Annotated in this window: 19 protein-coding genes and 1 pseudogene; 12 read left to right on the top strand and 8 right to left on the bottom strand. The window is 71.4% G+C overall.

Features of this window, described 5'->3' with window-relative positions:
- Nucleotides 1-24: 24 nt before the first annotated feature.
- The gene (locus ACWGIH_RS22505; RefSeq protein WP_453444725.1) at nucleotides 25-573 is read right to left on the bottom strand and encodes a SigE family RNA polymerase sigma factor; all 549 of its coding nucleotides are present in this window, start codon (nucleotides 571-573) and stop codon (nucleotides 25-27) included.
- A gap of 148 nt (nucleotides 574-721) precedes the next feature.
- Nucleotides 722-1,645, bottom strand: a complete 924-nt coding sequence (locus ACWGIH_RS22510) for an A/G-specific adenine glycosylase (RefSeq protein ID WP_453444727.1) — start codon at nucleotides 1,643-1,645, stop codon at nucleotides 722-724.
- 541 nt (nucleotides 1,646-2,186) lie between these two features.
- On the opposite strand from ACWGIH_RS22510, the pseudogene ACWGIH_RS22515 reads away from it, so the two are divergent.
- Nucleotides 2,187-2,578, top strand: a pseudogene (locus tag ACWGIH_RS22515) (response regulator transcription factor); the annotation flags it as partial.
- A gap of 16 nt (nucleotides 2,579-2,594) precedes the next feature.
- On the opposite strand, the gene ACWGIH_RS22520 reads toward ACWGIH_RS22515, so the two are convergent.
- Nucleotides 2,595-3,278, bottom strand: coding sequence for a phosphatase PAP2 family protein (locus ACWGIH_RS22520; protein ID WP_453444728.1), 684 nt, complete (start codon nucleotides 3,276-3,278; stop codon nucleotides 2,595-2,597).
- Nucleotides 3,279-3,462: 184 nt separating this feature from the next.
- On the opposite strand from ACWGIH_RS22520, the gene ACWGIH_RS22525 reads away from it, so the two are divergent.
- Nucleotides 3,463-4,293, top strand: a complete 831-nt coding sequence (locus tag ACWGIH_RS22525) for a hypothetical protein (protein ID WP_453444729.1) — start codon at nucleotides 3,463-3,465, stop codon at nucleotides 4,291-4,293.
- Nucleotides 4,294-4,361: 68 nt separating this feature from the next.
- Here ACWGIH_RS22525 and disA read toward each other — a convergent pair whose 3' ends face one another.
- Nucleotides 4,362-5,486, bottom strand: a complete 1,125-nt coding sequence (disA, locus tag ACWGIH_RS22530) for a DNA integrity scanning diadenylate cyclase DisA (protein ID WP_363210644.1) — start codon at nucleotides 5,484-5,486, stop codon at nucleotides 4,362-4,364.
- Between the two features lie 79 nt (nucleotides 5,487-5,565).
- The gene (gene radA, locus ACWGIH_RS22535; protein ID WP_453444731.1) at nucleotides 5,566-6,975 is read right to left on the bottom strand and encodes a DNA repair protein RadA; all 1,410 of its coding nucleotides are present in this window, start codon (nucleotides 6,973-6,975) and stop codon (nucleotides 5,566-5,568) included.
- A 238-nt stretch (nucleotides 6,976-7,213) separates the two neighbouring features.
- Between radA and ACWGIH_RS22540 the strand changes: the two genes are divergently transcribed.
- On the top strand, nucleotides 7,214-8,917 hold the full coding sequence (locus ACWGIH_RS22540; RefSeq protein ID WP_453444732.1) for a BACON domain-containing protein: 1,704 nt from the start codon (nucleotides 7,214-7,216) through the stop codon (nucleotides 8,915-8,917).
- Between the two features lie 39 nt (nucleotides 8,918-8,956).
- Here ACWGIH_RS22540 and ACWGIH_RS22545 read toward each other — a convergent pair whose 3' ends face one another.
- A complete protein-coding gene (locus ACWGIH_RS22545; RefSeq protein WP_453444734.1) occupies nucleotides 8,957-9,790 on the bottom strand; it encodes a hypothetical protein in 834 nt (277 codons plus the stop codon).
- A 71-nt stretch (nucleotides 9,791-9,861) separates the two neighbouring features.
- Here ACWGIH_RS22545 and ACWGIH_RS22550 point away from each other — a divergent pair, with 71 nt between their 5' ends.
- From ACWGIH_RS22550 to ACWGIH_RS22570, 5 genes are all read left to right on the top strand, one after another.
- Nucleotides 9,862-10,821, top strand: a complete 960-nt coding sequence (locus ACWGIH_RS22550; protein WP_453444735.1) for a Ppx/GppA phosphatase family protein — start codon at nucleotides 9,862-9,864, stop codon at nucleotides 10,819-10,821.
- 98 nt (nucleotides 10,822-10,919) lie between these two features.
- Entirely contained in the window at nucleotides 10,920-11,744 is an 825-nt protein-coding gene (locus ACWGIH_RS22555) for a sugar phosphate isomerase/epimerase family protein (protein ID WP_453444736.1), read from the top strand.
- Nucleotides 11,741-12,370 carry a TetR/AcrR family transcriptional regulator gene (locus ACWGIH_RS22560; protein ID WP_453444738.1) on the top strand — a complete coding sequence of 210 codons (630 nt, stop codon included), beginning with the start codon at nucleotides 11,741-11,743 and terminating at the stop codon, nucleotides 12,368-12,370. Before ACWGIH_RS22555 ends, ACWGIH_RS22560 begins: the two co-directional genes overlap by 4 nt.
- Nucleotides 12,371-12,505: 135 nt before the next feature.
- Entirely contained in the window at nucleotides 12,506-14,359 is a 1,854-nt protein-coding gene (gene ilvD / locus ACWGIH_RS22565) for a dihydroxy-acid dehydratase (protein ID WP_453444739.1), read from the top strand.
- Between the two features lie 307 nt (nucleotides 14,360-14,666).
- Complete coding sequence (locus tag ACWGIH_RS22570) at nucleotides 14,667-14,960, top strand: SH3 domain-containing protein (protein WP_453444740.1); 294 nt, start codon at nucleotides 14,667-14,669, stop codon at nucleotides 14,958-14,960.
- A 35-nt stretch (nucleotides 14,961-14,995) separates the two neighbouring features.
- Here ACWGIH_RS22570 and ACWGIH_RS22575 read toward each other — a convergent pair whose 3' ends face one another.
- A complete protein-coding gene (locus ACWGIH_RS22575) occupies nucleotides 14,996-17,215 on the bottom strand; it encodes a protein kinase domain-containing protein (protein WP_453444741.1) in 2,220 nt (739 codons plus the stop codon).
- 167 nt (nucleotides 17,216-17,382) lie between these two features.
- Here ACWGIH_RS22575 and ACWGIH_RS22580 point away from each other — a divergent pair, with 167 nt between their 5' ends.
- The 4 genes from ACWGIH_RS22580 (at nucleotide 17,383) to proC (ending at nucleotide 20,642) form a co-directional block, all read left to right on the top strand.
- The gene (locus ACWGIH_RS22580; RefSeq protein WP_453444743.1) at nucleotides 17,383-17,916 is read left to right on the top strand and encodes an EamA/RhaT family transporter; all 534 of its coding nucleotides are present in this window, start codon (nucleotides 17,383-17,385) and stop codon (nucleotides 17,914-17,916) included.
- Nucleotides 17,917-18,188: 272 nt separating this feature from the next.
- A complete protein-coding gene (locus ACWGIH_RS22585; protein WP_453444744.1) occupies nucleotides 18,189-19,007 on the top strand; it encodes an ABC transporter ATP-binding protein in 819 nt (272 codons plus the stop codon).
- Nucleotides 19,004-19,741, top strand: coding sequence for an ABC transporter permease (locus ACWGIH_RS22590; protein WP_453444746.1), 738 nt, complete (start codon nucleotides 19,004-19,006; stop codon nucleotides 19,739-19,741). Before ACWGIH_RS22585 ends, ACWGIH_RS22590 begins: the two co-directional genes overlap by 4 nt.
- 88 nt (nucleotides 19,742-19,829) lie before the next feature.
- Nucleotides 19,830-20,642, top strand: coding sequence for a pyrroline-5-carboxylate reductase (gene proC, locus ACWGIH_RS22595; RefSeq protein WP_363310370.1), 813 nt, complete (start codon nucleotides 19,830-19,832; stop codon nucleotides 20,640-20,642).
- Between the two features lie 51 nt (nucleotides 20,643-20,693).
- Here the strand turns inward: proC and trpS are convergent, their stop codons facing one another.
- Nucleotides 20,694-21,704 (bottom strand): tryptophan--tRNA ligase, encoded by a 1,011-nt coding sequence (trpS, locus tag ACWGIH_RS22600; RefSeq protein WP_453444748.1) that lies wholly within the window; start codon nucleotides 21,702-21,704, stop codon nucleotides 20,694-20,696.
- Nucleotides 21,705-22,327 lie beyond the last annotated feature (623 nt).

Consider the following 22,327-nt stretch of genomic DNA (forward strand, 5'->3'; position numbering starts at 1 on the left):
CGGTCGTCCTGCAAGCCCGGGTGCTTAGGCCGCGCAACGCTCCCGCTCCTCACGTTCGAGCGCGCCGGTGGCGGGCTCCGCGCGGTCCCGGCTCTCCAGCTCCTGGCGGAGCCGGGCGAGCGCCCGGTGCAGGGTGCTCTTGACCGTTCCCGCGGACATGCCGAGTGCCGCGGCCGTCTCCTCTGTGGACATCTGCTCCCAGTGTCGCAGCACGACGACGCTGCGCTGCTTGGGGGCGAGCACCTTCATGATGTCCATCAGGAGGGCACGGTCGGCGTGCTGCTCCGTGGAGTCCTCCACGCGGGCGTCGGGCAGCTGCTCGGTGGGGACCTCCTCGAGCTTGCGGGCCCGCCACCACTCCGTACGCGTGTTGATCATGACGCGGCGCAGATAGGCGTCCGCGAGCCGCTTGTCGGCTATGCCGTCCCAGCGGCCGTACGTCCGCACGAGCGCCGTCTGGAGCAGGTCCTGGGCGTCCACGGGGTCGGGGACCAGGCGCCGGGCACTGCGCAGCAGGGCGTCCTGCCGAGTGCGGACGTACTCCTCGAACTCGAGCACCTCGCCGTGCGCCATACCCAACCGCCTCCGTTCACCGACCACCGCTGCTTGTGCGGTACGGCTATGAAGCTACGGAGGCGTTGTCACGAGGCTGTGCGGAGCAGCCAGCGGGGGGCGCACGGCCTTCCGTCGGTTGTGTAACAGAAGTAGGCGAGGCGTAAAGCTAGGTCAGGGGGAGCCGGTAGAGCCCGTCGGGGAGCGGCTCCACGAGACCGTCGGAGACGAGTCCGTCCAAGGCGCGGGCCCGCTGCACGGGCTCGTCCCACACCCGGTCGAGCGCCGCCTGCGGCACGGGGGCGACGGCCTCGCGGAGCACCGCGAGCAGCTTGCCGCGGACTTGGCGGTCCGTGCCCGCGTACGTCTGACCCCGGCGGGCCGGCCCCTGATGCGCCGGCTTCCCGGCGCCCTGCCACGCGCACTGCGCGGCGATGGGGCATCGTCCACAACTCTCGTTCTTGGCGGTGCAGACGAGGGCGCCGAGCTCCATGGACGCGGCGGCCCAGCGGGATGCCGTGCGCTCATCCTCGGGGAGGAGGGCGCGGGCCAGCTTGCGCTCGGCGGCGGTGGTGGCGTTGGGCGGGTACTGGACGCCGGTCACGGCGCGTGCGAAGACGCGGCGCACGTTGGTGTCGAGCACCGCGTGCCGCTGCCCGTACGCGAACGACGCCACGGCCGCGGCGGTGTACTCGCCGATGCCGGGCAGCGCGAGGAGCTGCGCGTGCTTGGCCGGTACGTCGCCGCCGTGCCGTTCCGTTATGGCGACGGCGGCGCCGTGCAGGCGGAGCGCCCGGCGGGGGTAGCCGAGGCGTCCCCAGGCGCGGACGGCCTCACCCGGGGCTTCCTTGGCGAGGTCGGCGGGGCGGGGCCAGCGGGCGATCCACTGCTCGTACACGGGCAGGACGCGGTTCACCGGCGTCTGCTGCAGCATGAACTCGCTGACCATCACGCCCCAGGGCCCGGCGTCGGGCCGACGCCACGGCAGGTCGCGCGCGTTCGCGTCGAACCAGGCGATGACGGGACCGTGCAGGGCCTCGCCGGCGGGCTCGGGGCTGTCTGACATTGGCATGGGCTTCGTGGGCGCAGTCATGGCATGACGATCCTGCCACGGGCCCACCGGGGGGCGGGCCAGGCGGGGCCGTTTCCTCCCCCACACGCGGCCCGAAGCGTGCCTCTCGCCCGGCCCGAAGCGTGCCTCTCGCCCGGCCCGAAGCCTGCTTCCACCGCGCGGACGTCTACCTGCCGCCTTGCCACGGCGGCTTCCGCCGGGCGCGCTCGGCACAGCCAAGATCGTCGTACGCGGCGTGGACCCCGTGGTGAGTGGCTCATCCTCATGGGGACCCTGTCTTCGGGGCCGTCTTCCCTTGGCTCGCCGGGCGCTACCTCCGCCAGGCCCGCGAACTCTCCGCCCCGGGATGGACCGCGCCGCCCAACTGGAGCGCGAGCAGCCCATCGTCGCCGACCGGACCCGGCTGCGGGAACGGGCCCGCATCGCCCAGGACATGCACGACGACCTGCCGGAACGGCACCGCACCGCCGCCGGCCTGCGCGTGGCCGCACCGGACACCACCGACCGGCTGCACGAGAACATCGGGCTGCTGAGGGAGGAGGGAGACGAGGCGAGGGAGGAGGCGCGAGCGCTGAGCGGCGGAGCCACCGGCTTTCTGCTGAAGTCCGGTGACCCGCACGAACTCATCGCGGGCGTACGCGCGGTGGCCGGCGGCGCCGCCTTCCTCTCGCCCAAGGTGGCCCGCCACGTCATCGACGGCTACGGCGCACAGCGCACGGTCCGCGGCGCGGACGCTCGCGCGGGGTGAGGACCGCGGCCCTCACCCCGCGCGAGCGCGAGGTGCTCGGGCTCGCGCGGGGTGAGGGCCTGTCCAACCCGGAGATCGCCGCCCGGCTCCATCTGGTGGAGGGCACGGTCAAGGCGTACGTGAGCGCGGTCCTCGACCGGCCCGGGGTCAAGAACCGCGTCCAGGCGGCGATCGTGGCCTACGAGGCGGGACTTGTGCGGCTCTGACGCCCCCTCACGACCCTCAGCGGCGGTGCGACGCGGGCCGCCGGTGCGATCCCGCCCGCGCCCCTGCCTGCGCCCCCTCCTGCGCTGCCGACGCCGGGACGCCGGGCCCCGCGAACCACCTGACGACACCCGTCGACGAACCACGCATCGCCTCGACGACGCGCGCCACGGGACGGGTCGTCAGACGTACGAGGAGGAGGGCGAGCGCGGCGCCCAGGAGCAGGCCCACCCCCACGTCATGCGGATAGTGCACGCCCACGAAGACCCGTGAGAACGCCATGAGGACGGCCATCGGCAGTGTCAGCGCCGCGATCCGCGGCCAGGCGAGCGCCAGGCCCACGGCGGCTGCACCGGCGATCGTCGAGTGGTTGCTGGGGAAGGACCAGTCGCCGTACGCGGGGCACTCGACGATCGAGGTGACCGCGCCGGCGACGGCCCGGCACGGACGCTCCTCGTCGATCGCGGACTTGAGCGCCTCGCTGCAGACGTAGGCCACCGCCGTGACGAGGGGCGCGAGAACGGCTATCGCGAGGGCGCGGGGGTCTCCGTGCCGTGCCCGCCACCAGGCGACGATGAAGAGCACACCGAAAAGCAGCAGTCCGAGCTCCGTCCACACCTCGGCGAGATGCTGGAACCAGGTAGGGGTGTCGTTGGCGAAGTCGGTGACATCGCGATAGAGATCGTCGGTCATGGTGTCCATGATTACGGACGGTACGTAGTGGGTCCGAATCGTCACACCCGGCGATCGACCCGTCACGCCCCCTGACGAAAGACAGGGGTACGAAAGCGGAACAGGTCGTTCCGTGATGATGATCCGCAAACTTTGTGACTCTGGGCGGCGGGTGGGGCAGGACAAGGCCCGGATCTCTCGTAAGGTTTGGGCCGTGGGATCTCTGCGCAATCCGGTCGGGCCGCTTCCCTCCACCATCTACTGGCGTCGGAGGGCCGTTCTGCTGTCCTTGATCGGACTGCTGGCGCTCCTGGCCGTGTGGGTGATCACCATGGGCGGTGGGGGCAAGAACGACGGCGCCGACGGCCCGTCGGGCTCCGGGCCCGCCACGTCCATCACGCCAGGGCCTTCCGGCTCCGGGCCCGCCATCAGTCAAAACCCGGGCGGGCGCGAGGAGTCGGGCGACGAGGGCGACTCCGGCTCGGGCGGCTCCGGTGACTCCGGCGGCGGCTCAGGTGACTCCGAGGGGTCCGACGGCTCGGGCGGCGCGGGCGGCTCCGGCGGCGGAGACGGCAGCGGCTCGGACGACGGCGCCAAGGGCGGCGGCGGTGCGGGCGGACAACTGCCCGCGGGGTCGAGCCTGCCCAACTGCGTGAGCGGCGACGTGAAGTTGAAGCTGAGGAGCGTCCACAACCGGTACGAGGTCGGCGAGAAGCCGAAGTTCGAACTCGTCGCCCAGAACAGCGCGGGCAAGGCCTGCAAGGTGGATCTCGGCGGCAAGAAAACGGTGCTGACGATCACTCAGGCGGACGGCGACAAGGAGATCTGGTCGTCGGCGGACTGCCCCGCGGGCGGCGGGAGCCTCCTGCTGCGGGTGCCGGGCGACGGGCGCGTCACGCACACCGTGCAGTGGGACCGCCGGGAGAGCGAGCCGAACTGCGCGACGCCTTCGGCGGGCAGCGCGTCCCCCGGCACGTATCTCGTGGAGGCCAAGTCGCCCGGACTGGGTTCGGTGAAGACGTCGTTCGTCCTGGAGGACAGCTGACCGCCGGGTGATCGGTGGGTGGGCGAGGAGCCCACCACCCACCCGGCAGCACCCTCTGGACGTACCGCTCAGACGTACCGCTCCAGGATCGACGACTCGGCCAGGCGTGAGAGTCCCTCACGGACACTGCGGGCCCGCGCTTCCCCCACCCCGTCCACGGTCTGCAGATCGTCGACACTCGCGGCGAGCAACTTCTGCAGGCCCCCGAAGTGCTCGACCAGGCGGTCGATGATTGCGCCGGGCAGCCGCGGCACCTTGGCGAGCAGGCGGAAGCCGCGCGGGGAGACCGCGGAGTCCAGCGCCTCGGGGGAGCCGGTGTAACCCAACGCCCTTGCCACGGTGGGCAGTTCGAGCAGCTCCGCGTGGCTCAGCGCGTCCAGTTCGAAGAGCGCCTCCTCGACCGTGCGGGAGCGCTTGGCGGTCGGCTCGGGGACGTAGTCCCGGACGACCAGCTCGCGCTCGGGCTCGACGCCCGCGATCAACTCGTCCAGCTGGAGGGCGAGGAGACGGCCGTCGGTGCCCAACTCCACCACGTACTCGGCGATCTCCGTGGCGATGCGGCGCACCATCTCCAGGCGCTGGGCGACGGCGGTGACATCCCGCACCGTCACCAAGTCCTCGATCTCCAGGGCGGACAGGGTGCCCGCCACCTCGTCGAGGCGCAGCTTGTACCGCTCCAGGGTCGCGAGGGCCTGGTTCGCGCGGGACAGGATCGCCGCCGAGTCCTCCAGGACCTTGCGCTGCCCGTCCACGTAGAGCGCGATGAGGCGCATCGACTGGGAGACGGAGACGATGGGGAAGCCCACCTGCTTGGACACGCGGTCCGCGGTGCGGTGCCGGGTGCCCGTCTCCTCCGTGGGGATCGTCGGGTCGGGGACGAGCTGCACGCCCGCCCGCAGGATCTTGGTGATGTCCTTGTCGACGACGATGCCGCCGTCGAGCTTGCACAGCTCGCGCAGCCGCGTCGCCGTGAACTCGACATCCAGGATGAATCCGCCCGTACACATCGATTCGACGGTCTTGTCCCAGCCGAGGACGATAAGCCCTCCGGTGTTGCCGCGGAGGATGCGCTCAAGGCCGTCGCGCAGGCCCGTGCCGGGCGCGACCGCGCTCAGAGAGGCGCGCATCAGCCCGTCGGCGCCGGAACTCCCACCGGGCTTGCCGGGAGCTGACGCCCGGTCGTTGGCTGCCACTGCACTCCTCGGGTCGCGGGTTGTCCAAGCCCCGGTCCGTACGACCGCTTCGTACGGATGGGCGAGACCAGGGCAAAGTCTACCGGCGCTCTTCGGCCTCCCGTAGGGCCTCTCTGCGACGCGACCTCGGAAGTACCCGCAGCGCGTCCCCCATGTCGGCGACTTCGGTGACCTTCATACCGGCCGGGATCTTGCCCGGGTCGGCCGGGACAAGGGCGTGCGTGAAGCCCAGACGGTGCGCTTCGGCGAGCCTGCGCTGGACGCCCGTGACCCGTCTGACCTCGCCCGCCAGGCCCACTTCGCCGATCGCGACGAGATTTTTCGGCAGCGGGGTGTCGCTCGCCGCGCTGGCCAGGGCGAGGGCGACGGCGAGGTCCGCGGCGGGCTCGGAGAGCTTCACGCCGCCGACCGTCGCGCTGTAGATGTCGCGCTTGCCGAGTGCGGTGATGCGGCCCCGCTGCTCGAGAACGGCCAGCATCATCGAGACGCGGGAGGTCTCAAGACCGGACGTGGTGCGCCGGGGCGAGGGGATCTGGGACTCGACGGTGAGGGCCTGGACCTCGGCCACCAAGGGGCGGCGGCCTTCGAGCGTGACCGTCAGACAGGTGCCGGGGACGGGTTCCGTGCGGCGGGTGAGGAAGAGACCGCTGGGGTCGGCGAGGCCGGTGATGCCCTCGTCGTGCAGTTCGAAGCAGCCGACCTCGTCCGTCGTCCCGTACCGGTTCTTGACGCCTCGGACCAGGCGCAGGCGCGCGTGGCGGTCGCCCTCGAAGGACAGGACGACGTCCACGAGGTGTTCCAGGAGGCGGGGTCCCGCGATGGCGCCGTCCTTGGTGACGTGGCCGACCAGGAGCGTGGACATGCCGCGCTCCTTGGAGGCGCGGATCAGCGCGCCCGCCACCTCGCGGACCTGGGCCATGCCGCCCGGCGCCCCGTCGATCTCCGGGGACGCGATCGTCTGGACCGAGTCCAGGATGAGGAGCGAAGGCTTCACCGCGTCCAAGTGGCCGAGGACGGCGGCCAGATCGGTCTCCGCCGCGAGATAGAGGTGGTCGTCGATCGCCTTGATGCGGTCGGCGCGCAGCCGGACCTGGCTCGCCGACTCCTCGCCGGTGACATAGAGCGTGCGGTGCTCGTCGCTCGCCGACTTCGCCGCGACGTCCAGGAGCAGCGTCGACTTGCCGACGCCGGGCTCGCCCGCGAGCAGGACCACGGCGCCGGGCACCAGGCCGCCGCCCAGGACGCGGTCGAACTCGGGGACGCCGGTGGAGCGTGCGGTGGCCCGGCGGCCGTCGACCTCGCCGATGGGCAGGGCGGTGGAGGTGACGCGGCCGGGGGCGGTGGTGCGGACAGCGGGCGCGCCGTACTCCTCGACCGTGCCCCACGCCTGGCACTCGGGGCAGCGGCCGAGCCATTTGGCCGTCTGCCAGCCGCACTCGGTACAGCGATAGGACGGCCGGTCTTTGCCGGACTTCGTACGGGCAGCCATGAACCGAACCGTAGCGGGCGCCACTGACAACCACCGAGGCGCCACTGACATCCACCAAGGCGCCACCGAGATCCACCGACGGTGGCCGGCTGTTGCGAGAGGCGAACCGTTTCAGGCGCGTGCGCGGGTCACGGAATCATGGGTTCCTGTCCCCTTTTGAGGGATCTGTTCACCCGTAAGGATTAAATGTGCTCAAGTGGGAGGAGGGGCCCGGCATCATCCGCCTAACTTCGCACGGGTGATGAGCAGCAGGCCGGAAACCCCCACCCAAGCAACCGGCGCACACCGGGCGCATCGTGACGCGCGCCAGCGCGTTGTGCCCCGCTCGGTGCCGCAGGCGCCGCCCGCACGCTATGAGCCCTGTCTGGACGGTCTGTTCACCTACTGCCTGTCCGTGCTCTGCGATCACGACACCGCGACCGCCGCCCTGGGCGACGTGCTCGCCATCGCCGAGCGCCGCGGCTCACGCGGCCCCGCCGAGGCCGAACTGAGGTCCTGGCTGTACGCACTCGCCCGCTGGGTCTGCCTGCGCGCCCTCGCCGAAGCCAAGCGCAAGCGGCAGGGCGGCGCCCACGCCTCCGGAGCGGCCCCCCGCGTCCCGAAGGCTGACGCCTCCGAGACGCTTCCGGACGAGACGGAGCGGCAGCGGCGCCGCGAACTCGCCCAGCTGGCCTGGCCGGAGGCCGCGGGGACGACGCCCGAGCAGCGGGAGGCCCTCGAGCTCGCCGTACGCCACCAGCTCACCGCCAAGGAAGTCGCCGCGGTCATCGGCATGGACCTCGTGCAGACCCGTGACCTGCTCGCGTCCGCCGCCTGCGAGGTGGAGCGCACCCGGGCCGCGCTCGCCGTCGTGGAGACCGGCACCTGCCCGATCGTCGCCCGCCTCACCGGCGACAACCAGCTCCTGCTCGGCACGGCCCTGCGCCGCGAGCTCGTCCGGCACGTCGACGACTGCCCGCGCTGCCGCATCACCGCGGAGCGCGCCGGATCCTCGGCCTGGCCCGGCACCGCGGCGTCCCCTGCCGCCCTGCCCGTCATCGAGGCCCCGCGAGCCGCCGTGCACGTGGCGATGGCGCACGTCCCGCGCGCGCGGGGCGGCGGTCCGCGCTTCGACCGGCACGGATTCCCGATGGACCCCAAGGACCACGCGGCCCGCCGCGACCGGATGCGCGCGCGTGCCGTGACGACGACGGTCGTCGCCACCGTGGTGGCCGCCCCGGTGCTCGCGCTCTGGGCGGCCTACCGGGGAGCGCCGCTGACCGGCGAGGGCCAGGACGGGCGCTCGGTCAGCGCGAGCGAGGCCGGGGACGACGGGATCAACGGCGACCGAAGGCGCGAGGACTACGAGAACGCGGGCAACGCCCACACGCCGCCCGACCCCCGCTTCACCGCGGGCAGCCGCTCACCGGACGTCTCCGTGGAGGTCATCAGCGCCGGATCGCCCCCCTCCCGTTCCGGGACCGGGGCGGGTCGCCTCACCGTCCAGGCGCAGCCGAGCGGCGGCACGACCTTGATCACGCTCTCCGCGTCAGGGGGCGAGCCGGTCCACTGGTCGGCGAGCGCGGGGGCGTCCTGGCTCTACCTGAGCCGGTCCTCCGGGACGCTCGCACCGGGGGAGACGTTCACGATCCGGGTGTACGTCGACCACGCGCGCGAGCCGGCCGGGCACTGGAGCGCACGCGTCTCCATCGCGCCCTCGGGGGCGATCATCTCGATCGGCGGGTACGGCAGCGGTTCGGGCCGCCCGACACATCCGGGCCCCCGGCCGACCCCGACCCCGCCGAAGCCCAGGCCGACGCCTTCGACACCGGACCCGACGCCGACACCGTCGGAGCCGGACCCGACCCCGACCTCCCCGGACCCGACACCGACACCATCGGACCCGGGCAACTCGACACCCCCGCCCAGCGACAGCGGCGACCCGAGCCCGAGCGAGGGCTAGAGATCCTCCCCGGGCCCGCCGCTTCCCGAAAAGCCCCGCCTACCGCGAAGGATCCGCCGGATGCGGCGCGAGCAACGGCAGCTGAGAGGCGAGGCGCTCCTCGCACAGCTCGGCAAGACGGTCGTACCCCTCCTTGCCCATCAGCTCCGTCAGCTCGGGGCGGTAGGAGACGTACACCGGGTCACCCGCGCCGTGCGCCGACGTCGCCGACGTGCACCACCAGTGCAGGTCATGACCGCCGGGACCCCAGCCCCGGCGGTCGTACTCCCCGATGGTCACCTGGAGGATGCGGGTGTCGTCGGGCCTGTCGATCCAGTCGTACGTCCGGCGGACCGGCAGCTGCCAGCAGACGTCCGGCTTCGTCTCCAGCGGCTCGCGGCCCTCCTTCAGCGCCAGGATGTGCAGCGAGCACCCCGCGCCCCCGGCGAAACCGGGGCGGTTCTGGAAGATGCAGGAGCCGTTGTACGGGCGGGTCTGGCGCTCGCCGTCGTCGTCCGTCGAGACCCAGCCGCTCACCGTGCCGATGTCGTGGTGCTGCCAGATGTCCGGCGTGAGCCGCGCCACGGACTCGGCGACCCGCTTCTCGTCGTCCTCGTCCGAGAAGTGCGCGCCCAGCGTGCAGCAGCCGTCGTCCGCGCGGCCCGCCTGGATGCCCTGACAGCCACTGCCGAAGATGCAGGTCCACCGAGAGGTCAGCCATGTCAGATCGCAGCGGAAGATCTGCTCGTCGTCCGCGGGATCAGGGAACTCCACCCAGGCGCGGGCGAAGTCGAGGCCCTTCTCGTGCGGCTGCGCCTTCCCCGGCTTCACCGGCTTCCCCGACATCTTCTTGGACTTCGTTTTGTCGGTCTTCGCCTTTTTCGTCTTTGGCACGTCTCCAGGGTATGCGCGCGGTACCCGGTCCGGGGACCAGCGACCGCCGTACGCGCAGTAGCGTTCCGTATATGAGACTCGGTGTCCTCGACGTAGGTTCGAACACGGTGCATCTGCTGGTGGTGGACGCACACCCTGGCGCGCGCCCCCTGCCCGCGTACTCGCACAAGGCGGACCTGCGCCTCGCCCAACTCCTCGACGAGGCCGGGGCGATCGGCCCCGAAGGCGTCGAACGCCTCGTCGGCACCGTCCGTGACGCGATGGAGGCCGCGGAGGACAAGGGCGTGGAGGATCTGCTGCCGTTCGCGACCTCCGCCGTACGCGAGGCCAGCAACGCCGATCAGGTCCTGGCCCGCGTCAAGGAGGAGACCGGCGTCGATCTGCAGGTCCTCAGTGGCGCCGAGGAAGCCCGCCTCACGTTCCTCGCGGCCCGCCGCTGGTTCGGCTGGTCGGCGGGAAAGCTCCTGGTCATCGACATCGGCGGCGGGTCCCTGGAGATCGCGTACGGAATAGACGAGGAGCCGGACGCGGCGGTCAGCCTGCCGCTCGGCGCCGGCCGTCTGACCTCCGCCTGGTTCGGCCAGGACCCGCCGGACCCGGCCGACGTGAAGGCGTTGCGCAGGCACGCGCGCGCCCAGATCGCGCGCACGGTGGGCGAGTTCAGCCGCTTCGGCGCCCCGGACCACGTCGTGGCGACGTCGAAGACGTTCAAGCAGCTGGCCAGGCTCGCGGGCGCCGCACGCTCCGCCGACGGCCTCTACGTCCAGCGCGAGCTGAAGCGGAAGTCCCTGGAGGACTGGGTCCCGCAGCTCGCGGCGATGACGACGGCCGAGCGCTCCGAGCTGCCCGGAGTCTCCGAAGGACGGGCCGGACAACTGCTCGCGGGGGCGCTCGTCGCCGAGGGCGCGATGGACCTCTTCGGCGTCGAGACGCTGGAGATCTGCCCCTGGGCGCTGCGCGAGGGCGTGATCCTGCGCAGGCTCGACCACCTGCCGGCGACCCAGGTGGCCACCACCGACGCCGAGGCGTAGACGTACGCCTCGGCGGTCGAGGACATACGTCACATACGGCCCGAGTGTGGGGGAGACCACCTCCCGCCCGCCCAGGCGTGGCCCGTACGCTGTCCCTCGTGGCAGAACCAGTGGTGCGCATCCCGGATGCGAAGGTCGCCCTGTCGACGGCCTCGGTCTATCCGGAGTCGACGGCGACGGCCTTCGAGATCGCCGCGCGCCTCGGCTACGACGGGGTCGAGGTCATGGTCTGGACGGATCCCGTCAGCCAGGACATCGAAGCCCTGCGCAGACTCAGCGACTACCACCAGATCCCGATCCTCGCCGTTCACGCGCCATGTCTCCTGATCACACAGCGCGTGTGGTCCACGGACCCCTGGGTGAAGCTCCAGCGCGCGCAGGTCGCCGCCGAGAAGCTGGGCGCGTCGACCGTCGTCGTGCATCCGCCCTTCCGCTGGCAGCGGGGATACGCGAACGCCTTCGTCGACGGCATCTGGCGGATGGCGGACGAGACGGACGTGCGATTCGCCGTCGAAAACATGTACCCGTGGCGCTACCGCGACCGCGAGATGCTCGCCTACGCCCCCGACTGGGACGTCACCAAGGACGACTACCGCCACTTCACGGTCGACCTCAGCCACACCGCGACCGCCCGCACGGACGCCATGCAGATGATCGACCGCATGGGCGACCGCCTCGGGCACGTCCACCTCGCCGACGGCAAGGGCTCCGCCAAGGACGAGCACCTGGTGCCGGGCCGCGGCAACCAGCCGTGCGCCGAACTCCTCGAGCGCCTCGCGACGAGCGGCTTCGACGGCCACGTCGTCATCGAGGTCAACACGCGGCGCGCGATGTCCAGCGCCGAGCGGGAGGCGGACCTCGCCGAAGCCCTCGCCTATACGCGGCTGCACCTGGCGTCCGCGGTGCAGGTGCCCCGGTCGTGACGTCTCCAGCAGCCGACGGAGCGGCTCCGCGCCGCAGGGGGCGCCCCTCCCGTACGCAGTCGGCCGAGGGCCCCGCGATGCGGGACCGCATCCTGGAGGCGGCCCGCACCGAGTTCTCCGCACGGGGGTACGAGAAGACGTCCGTGCGGGGGATCGCCAAGGCCGCCGGGGTGGACTCGGCGCTGGTGCACCACTACTTCGGCACGAAGGACCAGGTCTTCGCCTCGGCGATCGAGGTGGCCTTCGCGCCCGCGCTCGACGCGCCGTCGGCGATCGACGACGGGCCGCTCGACGGCGTCGGCGAGCGCCTGACCCGCTTCATCTTCGGCGTCTGGGAGAACCCCGACACCCGCGTCCCGCTCCTCGCGATCGTGCGCTCGGCGGTGAACAACGACACGGCGGCGGCCGTCTTCCGCCGCCTCGTCTCGACGCAGCTGCTCGGCAGGGTGGCGAGCCGTATCGACCAGCCGGACGCCGAACTGCGGGCGGAACTGGCGGCCGCGCAGCTGGTGGGCACCGCGATGCTGCGCTACGTCATCCAGGTGGAGCCGCTCGCGTCGGCGGACCCGGAGGCGATCATCGCGCGGCTCGCGCCGGTGGTGCAGGGGCATCTGACCGGGCCCTGAGCGCCCGCCCGCGAACCGCCCACCGAGACAGCCGTCCCGCTATCCGGACAGCCTGTCCAGATCGTGGAGCGTCGGCGTACGCTCGAGGACAGTCGACCCTTATGTCTCTCCAGATCCCTGAAGGAGCGAGCGACGATGCCCGAGCTCAGGTCCCGCACAGTCACCCACGGCCGCAACATGGCGGGCGCACGCGCCCTTATGCGTGCCTCCGGTGTACCCGGCGCGGACATCGGGCGTAAGCCGATCATCGCCGTCGCCAACTCCTTCACCGAGTTCGTCCCGGGCCACACCCACCTGCAGCCGGTCGGCCGCATCGTCTCCGAGGCGATCACGGCGGCGGGCGCCATCCCCCGCGAGTTCAACACCATCGCCGTGGACGACGGCATCGCGATGGGCCACGGCGGCATGCTCTACTCCCTGCCCTCCCGCGACCTGATCGCGGACTCGGTGGAGTACATGGTGGAGGCGCACTGCGCGGACGCGCTGATCTGCATCTCCAACTGCGACAAGATCACCCCCGGCATGCTGAACGCGGCCCTGCGCCTCAACATCCCGACGGTCTTCGTCTCCGGCGGCCCGATGGAGGCCGGCACGGCCACGCTGGTCGACGGCACGGTCCGAAAACTCGACCTGGTCGACGCGATGAGCGACGCGGTGAACGAGAAGGTCTCGGACGCGGACATCCTCCGTATCGAGGAGAACGCCTGCCCGACGTGCGGCAGCTGTTCCGGCATGTTCACCGCCAACTCCATGAACTGCCTGACCGAGGCCATCGGCCTCTCCCTGCCGGGCAACGGCTCGATGCTCGCCACGCACACCGGCCGCAGGGCGCTGTACGAGCGGGCGGGCGCGACGGTCGTCGAGATCGCCAAGCGGTACTACGACGGGGACGACGCCTCGGTCCTGCCGCGCAACATCGCCACCCGCGCCGCCTTCGACAACGCCATGGCGCTCGACATCTCCATGGGCGGCTCCACGAACACGATCCTGCACCTGCTCGCGGCGGCGCAGGAGGCCGAGCTCGACTACACCCTCGCCGACATGGACGAGGTCTCGCGCCGCGTCCCCTGCCTGGCCAAGGTCGCCCCGAACGTGGCGCCCGGCGGCACGTACTACATGGAGGACGTGCACCGCGCCGGCGGCATCCCCGCGATCCTCGGCGAGCTGTACCGCGCGGGCCTCCTGAACGAGGACGTGCACTCGGTCCACTCCGCGTCCATCAAGGACTGGCTGGACACGTGGGACGTGCGCGGCGGCTCCCCGTCGGACGAGGCGGTCGACCTCTGGTACGCGGCCCCGGGCTGCGAGCGCTCGGCGACGGCCTTCTCCCAGTCGAAGCGCTGGGACACCCTGGACACGGACGCCGCGGGCGGCTGCATCCGGGACGCGGCCCACGCGTACTCGAAGGACGGCGGGCTCGCGGTCCTCAAGGGCAACCTGGCCGTGGACGGCTGTGTCGTGAAGACGGCGGGCGTCGACGAGTCGATCTGGACCTTCGAGGGCCCGGCCGTGGTCTGCGAGTCGCAGGAAGAAGCGGTCGACAAGATCCTCAAGAAGCAGGTGAAGGAAGGCGACGTGGTCGTCATCCGCTACGAGGGCCCCAAGGGCGGCCCCGGCATGCAGGAAATGCTCTACCCCACGTCCTTCCTCAAGGGCCGCGGCCTCGGCAAGGCCTGCGCCCTGGTCACGGACGGCCGCTTCTCCGGCGGTACGTCGGGCCTGTCGATCGGCCACGCGTCGCCCGAGGCGGCGTCCGGCGGCACGATCGCCCTGGTCGAGGACGGCGACCGCATCCGCATCGACATCCCGAACCGCGGCATCGAACTCCTGGTCCCGGAAGCGGAGTTGGAGTCCCGCCGCGAGGCCCTCGGCGGCGTCTACGCCCCCAGGGCCAGGGACCGCAAGGTCTCGGCAGCCCTGCGGGCCTACGCAGCGATGGCCACGAGCGCGGACCGCGGCGCGGTGCGGGATGTGTCGAAGCTGGGCTAGCGGGCTTGCGTTCTGCTTGTGAACCCGGGCCGGATGCTCTCCGGCCCGGCTCCCCACCCACCCCCTCCCAGCCGGTTTCCCCGCCCGTCGGCGGAATGTCTTTCAGCCCGTCCGGCGTTTGAGGACGAACTCGGCGAAGCCGGTGATGACGGTCACCAAGGCCCCCGCGCCAGAGCGGGTTTTCGGGAAGGGGCGGGGTCGGGGAAAGGAACTCCCCACTCCGCAACCACCCCACCTCGCCCAGGCGTCCCCCCAGTGACGAACTACCAAGGGCGGCCCGAGCCGCCGCTCCACGGGGGAGAGAAGCATGAGCGAGAACGTCATAGCGCCGGAATCCGCAGAGGCAATCGAAGCCGCGGCGGCAAGAACGTACGCCATCGCGGCGGACGTCAACGTCCGCTCGGGACCGGGCACGTCGTACGGCAAGGTCGGCCGCCTCTCGGCAGGAACCCGAGTGACGATCCAGTGCCAGAAGCCGGGCGAGAAGGTCACCGGCCCGACGGGCACGTCAAAGCTCTGGGACCGCATCGGCAGCGGCCGCTACGTCTCCGACACGTACGTCCGCACGGGCAGCGACGGGTACGTGGCACCCCGCTGCTGACCCACACCCGTACGGGGTTCAGGAGCCGCTGAAGTTCACCCGGACTTCGGCGGCTTCGTCGCGTCGAACGAGAACACGGTGTTCTTGGCCGCCGCCACGAAGATCACCCGCCCCGAGACCGCGACCCGCGGACTCGCGTTCACCTCACCGCCAAGGCCCTCGGCCCGCGGATCGGTGCTCCACAGGGTCCTGCCCCGCGGTGAAACGGCGACCACCCGGCCACTGGGCGAGCTGAAGTACAGCGCGCCGCCGCTCGACGTCGGCCCGGAGGCCCCCTCCACACCCGTCTGCCGGGACCACTTCTGGCGCCCGGTCGCGGGATCCACCGCGCTGATCCGCCCGGTCGGCTCCGCGAAGTAGACCGTCCCGTCGGCAACGCCGGGAGTGGCGTTGTACGTCGTCCTCAGCGGCCGGGCAGAGACGCGACCGCTGCCCGGCTCGACCCGCAGCACCTTGTCGTACCCGAGGAACTCGGGCCCCTTCAACCGCTGATGCAGAAGGACGAGCCTGCCCTCGTCGCCGCCCACCGGGTGCACGGGCCCCTCGACCGGGATGCCCTTGCCGAACGTTCCCGACCGGAGGTCGAGGGTGTGGAGGACCGGATCGCGCACCTCGACGTTCGCGACCTGGGCGGACGGCGCGCACATCGCGTACATCCGCTGACCGGCCGGGACCGGCGTGCACTCCGAACCCGCGGGGAACGGCGTCGACCAGAGCAGGCGCCCGCTGTGCGCGTCCCTGGCCTCCACCCGCGTACGGCCGGGCTCGACCGACAGGACCGTGGAGCCGGAGAGAACCGCGTCCTGCGACCGGCCGGTGTAGATCTGGGACTGGCCGCTGATCGGGCGGGACCACAGTTCCTTGCTGGTCCTGGCGTCCAGCGCCACCAGCTGGACGGGCTTTCCGGACGAGGCGACCTCCGGCGGGATGCGGTAGCCGAGGACGGTGTCGTCCGTGGCGCCCACGATGTGCATGCCCTGCATCGGCACACCGGGGCTCTTCACCTTCCAGACCTCCTTGCCGTCGGAGATCCGCAACCGGGTCGCGACGACTCCGCCGCCCCCGCAGAACAACGCGTCCCCGCGGGGCACACAGCGCACCTCGTCCGGGATGCCCTTGTCGTTGGGCACGCTCGTGCGCCACGGCCGGTAGCCGTCGGGCAGGGGAGCCTCGGCGGCCGCGACGGTGCCGTCCTTGCCGTCGCCACCGCCGTCACCGTCCGCGCCGGTGGATTCGTCGGACGAGCCGAGCTGGAGCGCCGCGATCCCACCCCCGAGGGCGGCCACGGCGACGGCGGCGGCGAGCACGGTGCGCCAACGGCGGCGCGGACGGGGGCCGGTGGGGCCGGTAGGGGCGCTCTCGGCCTCCTCGCCCGGAGAGGACCGATGATGATGCTGCGTGTCGATGTCCCGCATACGGCTGCCCCGCGCCCCCGCCGCGTCCCCCATCTCGACCGGCAGGTCCCGCAACCGCTCGAGAAGCTGGTCCGCCGAAGGGCGCGCCTCGGGGTCCTTGTCGAGGCACGGCTCGACCACGGCACGCAGGGCCGCGGGCACGGAGGTCAACTCCGGCGCCTCGTGGACCACTTGATACGCCGTCATGTACGGGCTGTCCGCGTCGAACGGCCCCTGCCCCGTCGCCGCGTACACGAGCAGCGTGCCGAGCGAGAAGACATCGGAGCGTGGCCCGACCCCGCGCGGGGCCTGCAACTGCTCCGGCGACATGAACGGCGGCGTACCGATGACCCGCCCCGTCATCGTCAGCGTCTGCTGGTCCGCGGCGCGCGAGATGCCGAAGTCGATGACGCGCGGCCCCTCGGGCGAGAGCACGACGTTCGAGGGCTTCAGGTCGCGGTGCACGACACCCACGCGGTGGATGTCGCGCAGTGCCTCCGTCAGACCGATGGCGAGCGTACGCAGCTCCGCGCCGGACAGCGGGCCCTTCTTGGCGATCTCCTGGGCGAGCGTGTGCCCCTCTATATAGGCCGTCGCCATCCACGGATACTCGGCCTCCGGGTCGGCGTCGACCACGGCGGCGGTGAACGCGCCGCTCACCCGCCGCGCCGCGGCCACCTCCTGCCGGAAGCGGATGCGGAACTCCTCGTCCCCCGCGAACTGCTGGTGGATCAGCTTGATCGCCACGGGTCGCCCCGAAGCCGTACGCGCCAGATAGACCGTGCCCATGCCACCCGAGCCGAGGCGCGCCTCGAGCGGGTAGCCGCCGATCTCGGCCGGGTCACCTCCGCGGAGCGACACTCTCCCGACCTCCTCGTCCCGCGTGCACCGGTTCTCGCATGAGCCTCTTTGCCTGTCCCGCCCCACAAACTAGCCGCCGAGTGGTACGGCAGGGCAAGGCGGGGGACGAATAGGGCGCGCCTGCCCGGCGCCGCCGCGCCGCGCCGGCCCCGGGCGATACTCGAGGGGTGAGCGCAGATTCCAGCACCCCCGACCGCACGGACGCGAAGGCCGGGGCGTCCCCGTCGGCCGCGACGGCCCCCGGCCCGCAGCCCGAGCCCCTCCGCTTCTTCGGCACGACCTGGGTCGGCCACGACAACGGCTACGGGGCGCGCCGCGCGGGCGTCGCGGTGGGCTCGCTGCTCGCGGCGGCGGCCGGCTGTTTCGTGCTGCGGTTCGCGTACGAGGGCATGGCCATCGCGGACGTGGGGACGTTCGTGAACTTCCTGGTCCTCATCATGTTCTCGATCTGCGGCGCCATCGCCTTCCGCCGTACCTGGGAGGGCTTCACCCGCCGCCACGACCCGGCATCCCAGTCATCGATGCGCGGCTTGATGACCATCGGCTTCGTCGGCGTACTCCTCGCCTACTTCGTCCGCTCCCTCACCGAGGCTCCCGGCGAAGAACTCCACCGCGAGGAGTACGAGGCGGCCCGCCAGCAGTACGCGAAGCGCACGTCCCGCCGCACGGGCAACCCCTCCCGCAAGAAGAAGAGGGCCTGACCCCGCACACCGGCCCCTCCCGGGAGGGCCTGCCCCCGGAGCACGCACGCGAGGTGCGCGGCTCTCCTTTCGCGCGCCCCGTGACCCGTCCGGCCGCGACGACGGGACAGCCAACAGCCCCGCACCGCCATGAACGCTGCCCGCACGCTCTGCCCGCTGCCCGCCCGCGTGCTGCCCACTGCCCGCACGCGCCCATCGGCCCGGCCTCGTCCCCTCCCAGTCACGGTCGCCGCCCTTGACGGCCGCAGCCTTCGAGGCGCCATAATCATCACATGATGAATATAAAAGAGCCGCCCGCCATCGAGGCGCGGGACCTTACCGTCGTCCGAGGCCCCCGCACAGTCCTGCGCGGGCTGAACTTCACCGTCCCGAAGGGACAGATCACCGGCCTCCTCGGCCCCTCGGGCTGCGGAAAATCCACCCTCATGCGCGCCACGGTCGGCACCCAGGCCAAGGTCACCGGCACCCTGAAGGTCCTCGACCAGCCGGCCGGCGCCCCCGCCCTCCGCTCCCGCATCGGCTACGTCACCCAGAGCCCCTCGGTCTACGACGACCTCACCGTCCGCCAGAACCTGGACTACTTCGCCGCCGTCCTCGACCCCGGCCGAGGCCCCGCCGCCCACCGCCGCCACGAACACGTCACCCGCGCCATCGCCGACGTCGACCTCACGACCCACGCCGACGCCCTCGCGGGCAACCTCTCCGGCGGCCAGCGCAGCCGCGTCTCCCTGGCCGTGGCCCTCCTCGGCGCCCCGGAACTCCTCGTCCTCGACGAACCCACCGTCGGCCTCGACCCCGTACTCCGCCGCGACCTGTGGAACCTCTTCCACTCCATCGCCGCCGACCGAGGCACCACGATCCTCGTCTCCTCCCACGTCATGGACGAGGCCGAACGCTGCCACCGCCTCCTCCTGATGCGCGAAGGCGAACTACTCGGCGACGACACCCCCGAGGCCCTGCGCACCCGCACCGCCACCGAGACCGTCGAGGCAGCCTTCCTCCACCTGGTCGACGAGGCCGCCGCCCAGAGCGGCACCCCCACAGGCAGCACCGCCCCCACCAGCAGCACCCCCACCGGGAGCCCCCGATGAACACCCACCGCACCCTCGCCACCGCGGCCCGTGTCCTGCGCCAGCTCCGCCACGACCCCCGCTCCATCGCCCTGATGCTGCTGGTCCCCTGCGTGATGCTGCTGCTCCTGCGCTACGTCTTCGACGGCAGCCCGGAGACCTTCGACTCCATCGGCGCCTCGCTCCTCGGCATCTTCCCGCTCATCACGATGTTCCTGGTGACCTCCATCGCCACCCTCCGCGAACGCACCTCCGGCACCCTCGAACGCCTCCTCGCCATGCCCCTGGCCAAGGGCGACCTCATCGCGGGCTACGCCCTCGCCTTCGGCTTCCTCGCCGTCATCCAGTCCGTCCTCGCCACCGGCCTCGCCCTCTGGGCCCTCGGCCTGGACGTCACCGGCTCCGCCTGGCTGCTGCTCCTGGTCGCGCTCCTCGACGCCCTGCTCGGCACGGCACTCGGCCTCTTCGTCTCCGCCTTCGCGGCGTCCGAGTTCCAGGCCGTCCAGTTCATGCCGGCCGTGATCTTCCCCCAGCTCCTTCTCTGCGGCCTGTTCACCCCGCGCGACAACATGGCACCCGCCCTCGAAGCGATCTCGAACGTCCTCCCCATGTCGTATGCCGTGGACGGCATGAACGAAGTCCTGCGCCACCCCGACATCACCGGCGACTTCATACGGGACGCGGTCATCGTCGCGAGCTGCGCCGTACTCGTCCTCGCCCTGGGCGCCGCGACCCTCCGTCGCCGCACGGCCTGACCCACCAATGCGAGGATGACCCCACCTGGCCGAGGCGCTGCCCCGCTCCCGGCCGAAGCGCCGACCCGCACCCGGAGGGTGACCACACATGCCCCAGCCCGTCGCAGTCCTCGGCACCGGCAAGATCGGCGAAGCCCTCCTCAGCGGCATGATCCGGGCCGGCTGGGCGCCGGCCGACCTCCTGGTCACCACCCGCCGCTCCGAACGCGCCACGGAACTGCGCACCCGCTACGGCGTCGACCCCGTCAGCAACGCCGAGGCCGCCAAGCAGGCCGACACCCTCATCCTCGCCGTCAAGCCGCAGGACATGGGCCGTCTCCTCGACGAACTCGCCCCGCACGTCGCCCCCGACCGGCTCGTCATCAGCGCCGCGGCCGGCATCACCACCTCCTTCATCGAGGAGCGCCTCGCCGACAGCACCCCTGTCGTCCGCGTCATGCCCAACACCCCCGTCCTCGTGGACGAAGGCATGTCCGTCATCTCGGCCGGCAGCCACGCCACCGCAGCCCACCTCGCCCACACCGAGGAGATCTTCGGCGCCGTCGGCAAGACCCTCCGCGTCCCCGAGACCCAGCAGGACGCCTGCACCGCCCTCTCCGGCTCAGGACCGGCGTACTTCTACTACCTGGTCGAGGCCATGACCGACGCCGGCATCCTCCTCGGCCTGCCCCGCGACAAGGCCCACGACCTCATCGTCCAGGCCGCGATCGGCGCCGCCGTGATGCTCCGCGACAGCGGCGAACACCCGGTCAAGCTCCGCGAGAACGTCACCTCGCCTGCCGGCACCACCATCAACGCCATCCGCGAACTCGAGAACCACGGCGTACGAGCAGCCCTCATCGCCGCCCTCGAAGCCGCCCGCGACCGCAGCCGCGAACTGGCCTCAGGCAACAACAGCTGACCATCCGGCGCCGGGGCGCGCACCGGCCGCGCCCCGGCACCAGCGCCCCGCCTACCGCGCCTCGTCCACCGGAGGCAGCAGGCCGATCGCGCGATAGGCGGTGTCCACCGTCGGCCGGGACATCTCCCTGGCCCGCTCGGCTCCCCGCCGCAACACCTGCTCCACATACGCGGGATCAACGACCAGCTCTTTGTGCTTGGCCTGCAGGGGCCTCAATGTCTCCACCACGGCGTCGGCGGTGTCCTTCTTCAAAGCCCCGTACGACTCATACACACCGCTCAAGCCCTCGGGGCTGCCACCTTCACAGGCCGCCAGAATCTCCAGCAGGTTCGAGACACCCGGCTTGGCCTCGCGGTCGTACTCGACCTCGCTCCCGCCGTCCGTGACGGCGCGCATGACCTTCTTCCGCACGACCTCCGGCTCGTCGAGCAGATAGATGATCCCGGCAGCCGCATCCCCGGACTTCCCCATCTTCGACAGCGGGTCCTGCAGATCCATGACCCTGGCCGCCACCTTGGGATACGTGGCCCGCGGCACCACGAACGTGTGCCCGTACCGCTGGTTGAACCGCACGGCCAGGTCCCGGGTGAGCTCCACGTGCTGCACCTGGTCGTCCCCGACCGGCACCTCGTCCGCCCCGTACGCCAGGATGTCCGCCGCCATCAGCACGGGATAGGTGAGCAGCGAAAGCCGCACACTCCCGCCGCGAGCCCGCTCGATCGCCGACTTCTCCTTGTACTGGATCATCCGCCGCATCTCGCCGTCCGTCGCGACGCACTCCAGCAGATACGAGAGCCGCGCGTGCTCGTCCACATGACTCTGTACGAACACGGTGGCCCGCTCGGGATCGATCCCCGACGCGAGCAACAGCGTCGCCGCCTGCCGACTGAGCCTGCGCACCCGGCCGGGATCGTGATCGACGGTCAGGGCATGCAGGTCGACGACGCTGAACAGCGACTCGGCCCGGTGCTGGTCAACTTCCGCCCACTGGCGCACGGCGCCCAGGTAGTTCCCCAGGGTCAGGTGCCCGGTCGGCTTGATGCCGCTGAAGATCCTCGTCATCTCTCCACCTCTTGGTCAGGACCACCGGCCCGACGACCGGGCTCCGGATCCTCCAGGGGGGAGAAACAAGAAACGGCCGCCGAGTCGGCAGCCGTTGAGTACATGCGTGTGTACGGCCGCCGTCAGGCGGCCCACCACAGTTGGGTGTGCGCATGTGTCGTCACGCCTCCTACGGTAGCCCTCGGGGGTCACCGTGGACCAGGGTTGACACGCCCAGACCGCGTACGTAGTGTTCTCCGAGTTGTCCGGCGTGAGCGCCGACCCCTGGTCGGTCCCCGGGCAGCCATTCCGCACAACCATTCAAACGATCGATGCCGTGTCATCTTCGATGCCCCGTCGTCTGCTCGTTTTCATGCGCTTTTGCGAAATGAGGAATCCGCGTTCGAAAGGGCGCCCCCGATTAGGTCGGGGAGCAGGATTCCGCTAATGTCTCACTCGTCGGAACGGCCCAACAGCCGGGAAGACAAGCCCCGCTGACTGGGAATCAGGCCCGAAAGGATCTGATAGAGTCGGACTCGCCGGAAAGGGAAACGCGAAAGCCGAAAGGCCGGAGCGGGAACCGGAAAGGCACCGAGGAAATCGGACACGAAAGAGTCTGATAGAGTCGGAAACGCAAGACAGCA

Source organism: Streptomyces sp. NPDC054872 (assembly GCF_053610705.1).